Below are 12,753 nucleotides of genomic sequence, written 5' to 3' on the forward strand. Positions count from 1 at the left end.
TATGAGCGGTTCTTCGCTATACTTATCAGTATTTCTTGTGGGATTTCTTTGCTTTGCTGTAAGTATGGTGCAGTGGCGATTGTCTATGTACTTTTTTTTTGCGTGGCTTCTTGTTGAAGGAGCCTTTCGCAAATGGTTTCTGCCAGGTTTGGCAACACCACTGATATTTGTTAAGTATGCTATGATTATAGGACCGTTCATCCGCTGTTTAATTAAAAATAAAATAAGTTATAACTTTCCTTTTATTCCTATGATTATTGTGTATGCGTTTTGGGGGCTAATTGAGTTTAGCAATTGGCGTGCTACAAGCGATATACGCATTTTTCTCATAGGTGCAATGATTCACTTCTCTTTTATTTCACTTATCATTATCATTCCACGCCTTCTAGATACGCGAGAAAAAATATGGAATTTTTTTCGCTGGGGTGCAATTCTTTCTATTCCAATACTACTACTAGGAATGTATCAATACTCGTTGCCTCAAGGTCATTTTTTGAATAAATATGTTGGCGATGATAGTAATATTGCTAGTGTTTTAGGAAAAGCGCGTATTACTTCTACCTTTTCATACATAGGACCGTTCGGGCAATATTTAACTATTTTATTTGGCTTTTTGATGATTTTGATTATGCAGGAGAAAAATAAAATATTGTCAACTGTATACTACGGTTGTTTTCTTGCTGCATGGTTGAATACTTTTATGACGGCATCTAGAGGTGTTGTGATTATTAGTTTTATATACGTTCTTGGTTTTATTGTTCTTTCTAGGTCGCGCGAAAATATTTTATGGCGTAAATTTGTTGTTAGGCTTTTTGTGGCTGGCATGCTAACTATTGCAATGTTTATGTTTACACAAATAGGACAAGACAGTTCTCAACGCTTACTTGAGCGATTCTCTCGAGGGAATCAAAAAGGAGAAATCGCTTATCGTATATATAAGATGGTTAGAGTAGCAAAATTACAAAACGCTGGGCTTGTAGGTTATGGCATTGGTACTGAATTTCAAGGTATCAAGCGCATTTTAGATATTCGTCGGAAATTTGGTATTTCGTTTGAAGGAGAAAAGGATCGTTTGGTTGCAGGAATAGGTTTGGTTGGTTATATTATTGTTATTATTATGCGTGTTGTTATATTTTTTTGGATTTGGAAAGTATTCCTAAGGATAAGAGACCAAAGTTTGCGTCTTATTTTGGTTTTTTCAGTTATTTGCCTAACTCAGGGATTTCTTTTAGGAGGTGTAATTTATAACTTTTTAGCTAGTGTCCAGTACTGGTTTAGTTTGGGGCTCGCTGTTTCTATTTTGCAAATAGAGAGTAGAGAGCGGTTACTTTATCAAAAAAGAAGACTTAATTTTTGTTACGATGCAAGGTAATTTGATTACTTAAAGCTGTTTGGTAAAAGCTATATTTTATTTTGTCTTGGGTTTTTTCGTAATAGACCTTTAAGTTTTGTAGTGCTTGTCTACGTGCCTTGATGTGTGATCCGTATTGCGTTTGCGCTATATAGTTTTGCATTAGTATTTTTTCTATTGCGATATTCTTTCCCATTTGAAGTAGCGGATGGTGATATGTTGGGTATATTCTTTTCTCTAAATTGAGTTTACTTATATTATTTAAATAATGCGGCAAAGCGTTTTTGTCGTATTGCCAAAGCAATTTTACTAATTCTATGTTATACAATATAGAATTGTTCAAGTTAATTGCTTTTTTGAAGGACTCAATAGCTAATTTTTGTTTGTTTTCTTGGTTTAAAATAACTCCATATTGATAAAAATCATTTGCATACCAATGGTCTAGCTTTTTTATTTGTAGTAGCATTTGTTTGTAGATGTTAATTTTTTTTACGAGCGATAATTTTAAATATTTGTTTATTTGTAGAGCTGCTTGAGGATGGTATTTTTGAGTAAAAAACATCAATTGCTCTATGAAATGCCGGTCATAGATTTCGATATTTGCTGTTAAGCGATCACGAATAGCGCTAGCCACTCCTTTTTTTACAACGATATCTGATTTTTGATAGAATTTTTTTATCAATAGGTCTATTTTTTTCTCACCATAATCTTGAAAAACTTCAGCGAAGTAAGCGTATCTACGTACATTTTTATTCTTGTGTTTTTGATATTTCCGTATTATTGCCAGCCTCTTTTTATGAGGAAATTTAGCATTTTGCTTTCCGACAATTGGTAGTACCGGAAAAACAGAAACCTTTAAAATAAATGCTTGCATATCCGTGGATTCTTTTTCTAAAAAACGAAGAGTCTCTTCTCCTAGATAAGCGTACATTATATACGCATAGCTTCTTAGAAATTTGTCTTTACTGGTTATAAAATCTGTAGGAATTATGCCTTTATATTTTGTTTGGAGGTCTGTTGTTAATGATTTGTGATAGCCGTAGACTCGCATTGTTGAGTTATTCTTCTCATTTTTATAATAGTTTTCTATGATATCTTGACGTCTTCTTTGGCTGAGATAGTTAATAATTAACATTGTTGTTGAGGTTGTCGGATTCGATGATAGAAGTTGCTGAATAATTTTTATTGGTATTGAATAGTTTTTTAAGCAAGCAGTACTTAGCACCGCTTGTTGTGCCTTGTCGTTTAATAAAGGTAAATGAATAGCGAGGTCTGTCCACATTTCTTTATATAGTGGATCTTTCCGTTTACTATTCATTGATCTCCAGAAATACTTAATCGTAAAACTAGATAAGTTGGGATTTTTATCGTAGACATACTTTTTTATAATAGGAAAACACAATTGCTGATGTTCATCGCTTTTTTGGTAATAGTGCAGTGCCACTAGAATAGATATTTCTGGTGATTCTTTTTGATCAATTAGTGCTTGTATATGGGAATAAGGTAATTGATAAGTTTGTAAAAAATGTGGAATAAATATTAGTTTTTTGTGTGGAAAGTAAGGAAATTTTTTATTATTTATATTTGTGTGTATTGAAATGGAACGTAGAGCACCATCATAGATAACCTCTGAGTAGATATCACGATTTTTTATCGCTCGGAGACGTAGTTCATTTACTAGATTTATTTTTAACATATATAAAAGAGTTTTGGTTGCTATATAACGATGAAGTACTGGTTCTTTTCCATTGGATGCAATACTTTTTGTTTGTTCTAGAGATATTCTTGAAATATGTTCACTATTGCGATCTAAAGAAATTTCTGCTAGCTGATAATACAGTGCGTTTTGTTGCTCTTGATGTTTTAAGTTGATGATTTCTGTATAGAGACCAGGGTTTGTTTTGCGAAGTAGTGAAATATGTTTACTATAGCGCATTATAAATAGAGCTTTTTGAGCTTGCTTTGAAATTTTTGGATCTGATAATTTGCCAATAAATAATTGGCACTGCTTTTGTGAGAAGTTTTTTTGTGATAGGGTTTTCATTTGCACGTAGTGTTTGCGGTACAAATTTCGGAGCTTTGCTATTTCTAAATCAGTAAAATTTTCAGGAATGTAGCGCCATTTTTCCAAATCAGTAAAAAATTCAAGATAGCGATCTTTTATCAGGTCCATATTATAAATAGCAATGCTTGTGTATTCTTTAAAAATTTCTAAGTTAGTTGGGTCTAGTTGTCTAGCTTTTTGCAGGTATAGACTAGCATCCTGGTATTTTCTTTGAGAAATAAGTGATTTAGATAACCAGAAGTAAGTGTTACTTTGTTTTTGGATTGCTAATAACTGTCTAAAAAAAGACTCTGCTTGTTGGTATTGATCTAAACCCATGGCGGCACGACCTAATAATAAAAAAATTTCAGGAAAATCGGTAGCTTGATTTTTTATATTAGCAAGTACTTGTTGCATTTGAACGAATTCTTTTAGGTGTAAGCAAGATTTTGCAATATCAATGTATAGTTGTTCTGTTTTTATTTTAGCTAGCTTTGCGAAGTTAAAATAGTTTTTGGCGAGTTTGAAATTCTTTTTTTGGTAGTAAATCTGTGCCGTATAGTAAGGAACATAAAATTTTGTATTTGGTGTTTGGGGATCAATTTTTTTTAGTGTATGCAAAGCCTCAGGCCATTTTTTTTGGTGAATATATATTTCTGCTTTTGCCAGTTGAACTATGTCTAACTCTTTTTGTTTTTTAGTTAGTATTGCATAATGCTTTTGAAAAGATGAAGCATTATATTTTTTAGATGCAAGTATACATTTATGAATGTGGTATGTGTGAAGAGAAAGCTTTGTTTTTACTTGCTCAAGTTCTTGATTAGCTTTGTCATAAAATTCGTTTTGAATCCATTTTTGAATAATGAGTATTGGTTGTTGACTTTGTTTTGGTCTCTTTGAAGTTGGAAAGATTTTATACATACAAGTTGCGCATAAAAAAAATAGTATTACTACTATATACTTGTAGTTTATGTGCCAAAAAGAGCGTAATGAATTTTGTTCTATAAAAATTTTGAGATGATTTGCAAAATCTAGAGCTGTTCGATAGCGAGAATCTCTATTTTTTGCTAAGGCTTTATTGCAAATACTCTGTAAATACCTAGGGATTTTTTTGTTGTGACATCGTAAAGGAATGATTTTTTTTTCTGTTAAATTTTTGACAAACTCAAGAATATTTTCTCCTGATGTAGGCATATGATTACTTAGGATTTTGTAAATCAAAACGCCAAAAGAATATATATCTGTGCGATGATCAACTTTCTTAGATGTTTGCCATGCTTGTTCCGGTGACATGTAGCCTAAAGTACCAACGACAACCCCTGTTTGTGTTAATGATTTGCTCTCCATTATTTTTACAAGGCCAAAATCCATAAGCAGGGGTTTTCTTTCCTTACTTATTAGTATATTCGATGGTTTAATATCGCGGTGTATAATTCCTTTTTCATGAGCATAGTGCATTGCTTCTAAAATAGGAATAATTAGTGATATTTTTTGCTTGAAACTGAGTGCATTTTTTACAAGATACTCTTCTAGTGTTTTTCCTTTTACATATTGCATTACTATATATGGTGTGCCATTTTCTGTTGTAGAAAGATTATATAGCTTTACGATATTTGGATGATCTAACATTCCTATGGATTTAGCTTCAAGTAAAAATCTTTGTAGATTTATATGGCTGTGTTTATAAATGATTTTTAGAGCTACTTTTCTCTTTAGTTCTGAATCATATGCTAAATAAACTACTCCCATTCCTCCGCGACCTAGTGTATTTACGATTTTGTATTTATCTATAAATTTAGGGGCCTTTTTGATGAATAGATCTATTTCTCTGTAATCTTGCATTTGATTTTACTCTACTTTTCCATTTTTGTTTCAAGTCTTACGGGAACAGTTGCGCGTTTTAAAAATAAAAGCGCAAAGCAAGTATCTACTTCATTTTTAAATCGGCCATCTTTTTTTTGATCTTTTAGCATTTTTCTTGCGCCTTCTAGATACCAATTGTGCGAAGCAAAATTTTTAACACCTGATAATATACCGGCACGTTCTAATCCATAAAGATAATAATATAGATGGCCACCATTCGGATTTTTGTTTATTTCAAAATTGTGCGCTATCCACGCGCAACCATCTCGTATACTTTCGTTTATTTTGGGAAGAAGTTTTTTCCATTTACTACTACGCCATTTTTCTAAATACGCTTTTGATATGACCATGCAAGCTACACCAGCTGTTGTCATACTTCCTGATACTTTTCCATGGTTCTCTCTATACTTCCAACCACGTGCTTTCATACTGACTACGGTTGTTGATGATCGCGGGTATAATTTATTTATGGAGTTTTTGTTTTTTAGTTTTGCTATGTCTTTTTCCAGTTTTTGTCTCCATTGCCAGTCGATTGGTTGATCTGCAGCAGGAACAATAAATGGACGTTTGATTTGAGGACCATCTTTTTCTTGAACTTTGATAAAGTGACGTACTACTTTATAGTAGATTTTTTTATCCACAGGTAAACCTAAACGCTCTGTCGCAAATAAACCAAGAAGTGCATATTGGGTGTTTGACAAATCACCTGTTCCGTCAGGATATCCCCATAACCCGTTAGATGTTGAGGTGGATAAAAATTTCGCTGCTTTGACCATACGCCGTTGTTCTTTGCTACTTGCTAAAGCACGAAATGGATGAAAGTTTCTTTTTTTTAATAGTTTTTGTTTCTTGGTACTAAGTTTTTTTCCTAAAGCACCAAATTTGGCTTCTACTGCCATTATATATAATGAAACACTATATACTTTTCTGAAGGGTAGTTTGTTGAGATACTTAAAAGCTTTTTTGATAGTTTCTTTTTCTGGAGACACACCTGATTTAATGAGTGTATAAACAATTAGAGCTGTTTTGCCCATAGGGTAATTATCGCTATGACTACCCTCCCAAAAACCATCGCGATTTTGTTTTTTTAATATAAATTGAATTCCTTTTTCAATGGAGGCATTTATTTTTTTTGTAGTAATTTCTTGTGCTAGTATCTGAACACAAATTAATAAGGTGATTGTGATAGACAATTGTTTCATAATGACCCCTTTGTGATGTAGGATTGTATTGTTTTGCCTATAATTTCAGCAGAAGGTTTTAAAAAGAAATTAAAATGGTTGCCAGGGACTTCGTGCATGTAGAGTTTTTTTATCAAACGATTCCATTTTTTATAATCAATAACAGTGAAATATTTTGATTTTTCCTCAGGTTTAAAAAATACAACTGAACCATTATATTTTTTAGGAAAATAGGATAGAGTTGCGAAAAAATTGAGCCCTACAACATCGGAAACTTTTTTGAATTGTTCTAGAGTGACATGCTCAGAAAATTTGCGCTTTTGTTTTAGCATTTTTAACAAATGCTCATATTGTTCATCCTCTGTTTGGCAATTTTTAAATCCCTCTACAGAAAGATCTACTTGCCATATAATCTTCATCATGAGTAGTAATTGTTTTAAGGCACCGTTACTAAATTTTTTTGGTTTTAGTAAATAGTACATTGAATTGTGCCATAAAGATTTGAACATTCGTAGTGAATTACCCAACACCTTTATGCTTAGGCCTGAGTCAGCGTCTAATAAAGCTAATAGAGAAACCGTTTTTCCCTGCTGTGAAAGCTGTTGTGCTGCCTCGTAAGCTAAAGCTCCTGCCATTGACAAGCCACATAGCATATATGGTCCTTCGGGCTGTATTCTTGTCATAATATCGATATAGAATGTTGCCATTTTTTTGATACTAAGAAGAGGAGATTTCTCGTCATGTAGTCCTGGAGGCCGGAAACTGTAAGCTGTTTGTTCACTATCAAGATTTTTTACTATTTCGATGTAAGATGCTGTGTCACCTGCTAAATCTGGGATAAAAAATAATGCTTTTTTTGAAGATCCAGATTTCAGTTTTACTAGGTAGGGTTCGTTAGAAGATGAACTTTTTTCTACTAGTGAGTATATGTTTTTGATCGTTGGATTTTCGTATAACGAATCAAGGGCAATATCACAGCCAAAGTTATTTTTTATTTCGAAAAGCATCTGTGTTGCTAATAAAGAGTTACCACCAATTTCAAAAAAATTATCATCTAATTGTATTTCTTGTAAGGATAGCAATTTTTGCCAAATAGTCATAACTTGCCCTTGAGTTTCGTTGCTAAAGAGGGTATAGTCGGAAGTCTTTTCTTGCACTGATGCTTTTACAATAAGTGCTTGGCGATCGATTTTGCCATTTGCGTTAATAGGGAATTGTTTCATTATAATAAAATTTGCAGGAATCATGTAGTAAGGCAACTGTTCTTGTAAATATTTACGGATTTGTGTTTTTGTTATTTCAATTTCAGGTTTGGATTCTATGTAACTTACTAGTTTTTTGTGACCAAGCTCTGACTCTTCTACTAAAACAACTGCCTTACTAATGCCTGGCATGGTAAACAACTGGTTTTCTATTTCTCCCATTTCTATGCGAAATCCACGAATTTTTACTTGATGATCTTTTCTACCAACGAACTCAATATTACCGTCTTCTATTACGCGAACTAAATCACCTGTTTTATAAAGTCTTTCTCCTGTTTCTGGATGTTGAACGAAAGCTTTTTGGGTAATTTCTGGTCGGTTTAAATATTCACGAGCTAAACCATCACCTGCTACACATAGTTCTCCTATTTCTCCTTGATTTACCAAATCTAAATTTTCATTGTAAACATAAGCTTTGCTGTACGCGATGGCTTTCCCAATAGGAACGGTTTTAGCATCTTGACTTACAGACCGAATGTTGTAAGAAGTGGAAACAACAGTATTTTCTGTTGGTCCATAAAGATGCACTAAGTTTTTTGGTGGATTTTTTAATACTTCTCTTACCCAATGGACATTTACCGCTTCTCCGCCAAAAAAAACGTAGTCAAGTTGATTAAACATATCAGATTGTTGTGATGCTAACTGATTGAAAAGAGCTGTTGTTACTAAAGTAACATTTACTCTGTGTTTGCTAAATATTTCATGAAGACGTTCTGCTATAAGTATGTCTTTTTTGGCTACGATTACAAGACTTGCTCCATTTAAAAGTGCTGTCCAAATTTCAAATGTTGCGGCATCAAAACAAGGACTTGATAATTGGGCGACACGATGTTTGGTCGTGATGTTCATATAGTTAGTATTTTTTACTAATCGAACAATGCCTCTGTGAACAATACCTATACCTTTTGGAGTTCCTGTACTGCCTGATGTGTACATGATAAAGGCTAAGTCTAATGCTTGGCATTTTTCTACCAAACTTTCTGTTGAATATTGCGCAAGCTCAATGTTTTGTAAGTCGATAGTTGTAATATGTTCAATCTTATTGTTGGTTATAATGAAGTTGGTTTTAGTATCTTGAATCATGAAATCAAGGCGCTCTTTAGGATAATTTGGGTCTAAGGGAAGACATACAGCTCCAAGTTTTAGAATGGCTAGAAAAGATAAAATCATATCAATGTTGCGTTCAATAAAAACTCCAACGATGTCCTGTTTTTTTATTCCAAGAGTTTTTAAGTAGTGTGCGATTTGATTTGTTTTTTTATCTAGCTCTTGGTAAGTAAGTGTCTTATTATCAGATTCGAGAGCAATTTGTTGTGGCGTTTGTTGTGCTTGTCTTTCGAAAATTGTATGAACGCATTTATTTTTAGGATATCCCATTTGATTTTCATTAAGGGGATTTTTTTGTGGATTCATATTTTTTCCTAGGTATTTTTTGAGTAATATAATAATATTTAATGCAGAGAAAGCGTGTTTTCATTTGACTTTGCTGTAATTTAAGACAATATTTTTGCGATTATGTTTCTCTATGTGTACTGTCTTTTTGAGAGGCTGCAAAATTAGGAAGTGTTGACATCTAGCTTTTTATATAATTCTAAATATTTTAGTAGTGAAACTCTTGAAAGTACAGGGGTTGTACTCTGTAGCTGAAAAGCAATAATGAAAGTTTCTAAAATAACCAAATTATTTAAGATAAAAGCTGATTCCTAACACAGTACTTTATTTTTAGCGAATTTTTTAGAAGAATGCGCTCCACTAAACCTGCTCAAAAAAACATTGTGTTATATATATGGTGTATGTATAGTGTTTTTTTGCACTAGAGACGCCCGCTAGATTTTACAAAATTGTGATAATATTATGTAAATATTAACAGGGTACCTCTAATATAGTACAATCCTAAGTATAATACAATACTCAGGCTATATAAATTAAATTATCGGTAAGTTTTATAATTGTAGGAAGACAAAAATGGCAGGATCTTATAGTAAAGCAATGGATGAGATTTATGGACATAAGCTCGCAGAGATAGGTGATAAAATACCATCGCGACATTTTGGATATTATCCTCCTGAACAACCAGAAGTTAGTATTCCTGAAGCTCAGGAAAGGTACATTCGTCATATTACAAGGCATATCAAAAAAGGCTCATATATTTTAGATCTTGGTTGTGCATTTGGTGAAACCGCTGTGTGGTTGGTTGAAAATCTAGATTGTCGTGTACTAGGTATTGATATTGTTAATGCTCAAATTGAGCAAGCAAAGGCTTTTGCTAAAAAGAAAGGTCTTGAAGGTCGTTTGGAGTATCAAACTCTTGATGCGTGTAAGATGGATTTTCCCGAAAATACATTTGATTATATTGTGTCTTTAGGGGTATTGGTTCATGTTCCAGAAAAGGACAAGGTTTTTAAAAATGCGTTTAAATCTTTAAAGACAGGAGGAGGGATAGCATTTAGTGATCCTATTATGGGTGAGAAATGTTCATGGATTGCAAAACAAATTGCCACACAAATTACCTTTAATGTTAGTTATATGAAAAAAGTCAGTGAATATAAAACATTAATGCAGGAAGTTGGATTTGAAAATATTGAGACAGAAGATGTAACAGAAATCTCTTGGATTAAAACATGGGAGTTAAGTAAAAAAGAAAAGTATAATACAGTTCTTGAACCATTTAAGTATGAGAACTATTTTTGGGCAAAACCTGCTTTTTTAAACATGGCATGGATTTTTGCAAAGCCATGCTTGAAGAAGAGAAGCTGGGGATGGTATTTCTTTTGGGCAGAGAAAAAGTAATTATTGGTGAAAAATAATGGATAGATTTTTTGGCGTTTGGAAACTACAGTCATTTTTAATGTCTACAAAAAGTGGTTTGGTTAAGTTTTCCCCTTTAGGGAAAAATCCCGTTGGCACTTTGATATATACAGAAAATGGTTACATGTCGGTGCATCTAAGTAAGAGAAACCGAAAACGTTTTAGTTCTCAATACGCAATGGTAGGCATAGGAAAAAAAGACGAAGTGAATGATACCATTCGTAACTATGTTGCTTATTGTGGTCTTTTTTCTCTTGAAGGCGATAATACTATACATCATAAGATTGATAGCCACATAATTCCTAACGAATTAGGTAAAGATTATGTTCGTTACTATAAATTTGAGAATGATCGTTTGATTTTAGATACAGCGCCAATGAAAATAGGTGTATTTTCTTTAGTTGGTTCTTTGGTATGGAAAAAGCATGATGAAGCGTAAGGTTGTTCTTATTACAGGATGCTCAAGTGGCCTTGGCTATGAAACGGCTTTATGGCTTGCTGAAAAAGGTTATATTGTTTACGCTTCTATGCGTAACTTGAAAAAAAATAAGCGTCTTGTTGAAGAAAGTAAACAACGTAACCTTAACATACATATTTGTGAACTAGATGTTTGTAATATAGACACTATAGATAACTGCGTTTCTGGAATTATTGAAAATGAAAAACGTATTGATATTCTTATAAACAATGCTGGGTTTGCGGTTTTGGGTAAGTTTACAGAAAGTACCAATGAAGATTTTGAACGCCAGTTTGCTACAAATTTCTATGGAGCGCTTAATTGCTCTAGAGCGGTTTTGCCTTACATGATTGATAATAAGGAAGGAACAATTATTAACGTTTCTTCTATTTTGGGATTAACAGGCGCGGGAACACTTAGTGCATACTGCTCTTCCAAGTTTGCTTTAGAAGGTTGGAGTGAATCTATACGTTGTGAGCTGAAAAAAAAAGGGATAAACATTGTTCTTGTTGAACCAGGTTTTTTTCGAACAGAGATATATAATAATGTGTCTTATGTTTCTGAGAATAAAAAACAGTATAGTATATCATCTATGGGAGGTTCTCCTATCAGAGTAGCTAAGAGAATAGAGTCTATTTTAAAGAAGAAAAGGCCTCGTCGTCGTTATACTATAGGTTATGATAGTTATTTTGGATGTATGATTAAAAGGTTTTTTCCCGATTTTATATCAGAAAAGCTTGTTAAATAATCTTTATATCAAGACTATGAGTATAGTTTTTGATTCTTTTTTAGAAAAAAAATATACGGTAAGTTCATGTTAATGCTATTTTTATGTCTTTTGTAAAAAAAAAGATGTAGAAAAAAAAAGAAAAGATATTGACTGTTGAAGAAGCCGTGCTATAATCCCTTCTCCTTGAACGAAAGGGCAACCAAAAAAAACTGGTTGTCAAAAAAGAGGAACCAAGTTTGTTCAGTACTTTTAAGAAACTTTGAAAAAGATTTTAAAAAGAAGTTGACAAACAAAAGATAAGTGATATACTTGTCGAGCACGAAACGAAAAAAACGACTTTGAACAAGTTGTTGATCTCAATAAAGGCAAAGAAAAAAAATTTGGTTTTATTGAGATTTTAGATCTTTGAAAAAAAGGGAAAGAGAAAGAACGAGTGTGTGAGCTCATTAAGTTTAAGAACTTTGTGAGAAGAACAAAACAGGAGAAACTTTTTATTTGAAGGGTTTGATCCTGGCTCAGAACGAACGGTGGCGGCGTGCTTATTCCATGCAAGTCGAGCGAGAAGTTCCTTCGGGAATGGAGAGCGGCGAAAGGGTGAGTAACGTATAAATGACCTACCTCTAAGAGGGGGATAACAGTTCGAAAGGACTGCTAATACCGCATAAGGTTACAGCGATGCATGTTGTTGTAATTAAAGGTGGGGGACCTTCGGGCCTCATGCTTAGAGAGGGGTTTGTATTCTATTAGCTAGTTGGTGGGGTAAAAGCCTACCAAGGCATTGATGGATAGCCGGCCTGAGAGGGTGGACGGTCACACGGGCACTGAGACACGGGCCCGACTCCTACGGGAGGCAGCAGGAAGGAATATTGGGCAATGGACGCAAGTCTGACCCAGCGACGCCGCGTGGAGGAATAAGGCCTTCGGGTTGTAAACTCCTAACATGTGTTAGTAAGGTGCAGATAATAATACTATCTGTAATTGAAAAAGGCACAAAATGAAGTCATGGCTAACTCCGTGCCAGCAGCCGCGGTAATACGGAGATGGCAACCGTTGTTCG

At 33.6% G+C, this 12,753-nt stretch carries 7 protein-coding genes and 1 rRNA gene (1 of these 8 cut by a window edge); 5 read left to right on the top strand and 3 right to left on the bottom strand.

What is annotated here, in order from left to right; genetic code table 11:
- Position 1 precedes the first annotated feature (1 nt).
- Positions 2-1,372: a hypothetical protein gene (locus UABHE_RS00110; RefSeq protein ID WP_372368071.1), complete on the top strand. Its 1,371-nt coding sequence runs from the start codon at positions 2-4 to the stop codon at positions 1,370-1,372.
- Here the strand turns inward: UABHE_RS00110 and UABHE_RS00115 are convergent.
- Genes UABHE_RS00115 through UABHE_RS00125 form a run of 3 tightly spaced genes read right to left on the bottom strand, consistent with a single transcriptional unit; the run spans position 1,347 to position 9,114 of the window.
- On the bottom strand, positions 1,347-5,237 hold the full coding sequence (locus UABHE_RS00115; RefSeq protein ID WP_372368072.1) for a protein kinase: 3,891 nt from the start codon (positions 5,235-5,237) through the stop codon (positions 1,347-1,349). The genes UABHE_RS00110 and UABHE_RS00115 overlap by 26 nt on opposite strands.
- Before the next feature lie 11 nt (positions 5,238-5,248).
- On the bottom strand, positions 5,249-6,460 hold the full coding sequence (locus UABHE_RS00120) for a prenyltransferase/squalene oxidase repeat-containing protein (protein ID WP_372368073.1): 1,212 nt from the start codon (positions 6,458-6,460) through the stop codon (positions 5,249-5,251).
- Entirely contained in the window at positions 6,457-9,114 is a 2,658-nt protein-coding gene (locus UABHE_RS00125) for an amino acid adenylation domain-containing protein (RefSeq protein ID WP_372368075.1), read from the bottom strand. The genes UABHE_RS00120 and UABHE_RS00125 overlap by 4 nt, the downstream gene beginning before the upstream one ends.
- Positions 9,115-9,666: 552 nt before the next feature.
- On the opposite strand from UABHE_RS00125, the gene UABHE_RS00130 reads away from it, so the two are divergent.
- The 4 genes from UABHE_RS00130 to UABHE_RS00145 form a co-directional block, all read left to right on the top strand.
- Positions 9,667-10,491, top strand: coding sequence for a cyclopropane-fatty-acyl-phospholipid synthase family protein (locus UABHE_RS00130; RefSeq protein WP_372368078.1), 825 nt, complete (start codon positions 9,667-9,669; stop codon positions 10,489-10,491).
- Between the two features lie 16 nt (positions 10,492-10,507).
- Positions 10,508-10,948 carry a lipocalin-like domain-containing protein gene (locus tag UABHE_RS00135; protein WP_372368079.1) on the top strand — a complete coding sequence of 147 codons (441 nt, stop codon included), beginning with the start codon at positions 10,508-10,510 and terminating at the stop codon, positions 10,946-10,948.
- Positions 10,935-11,714, top strand: coding sequence for an SDR family oxidoreductase (locus tag UABHE_RS00140; protein WP_372368080.1), 780 nt, complete (start codon positions 10,935-10,937; stop codon positions 11,712-11,714). Before UABHE_RS00135 ends, UABHE_RS00140 begins: the two co-directional genes overlap by 14 nt.
- Before the next feature lie 474 nt (positions 11,715-12,188).
- A 16S ribosomal RNA gene (locus tag UABHE_RS00145) occupies positions 12,189-12,753 on the top strand (it continues 993 nt past the right edge of the window).

It is taken from the genome of Candidatus Uabimicrobium helgolandensis, assembly GCF_041508025.1.
In the GTDB taxonomy this organism is placed as follows: Bacteria; Planctomycetota; Uabimicrobiia; order Uabimicrobiales; family Uabimicrobiaceae; genus Uabimicrobium; species Uabimicrobium helgolandensis.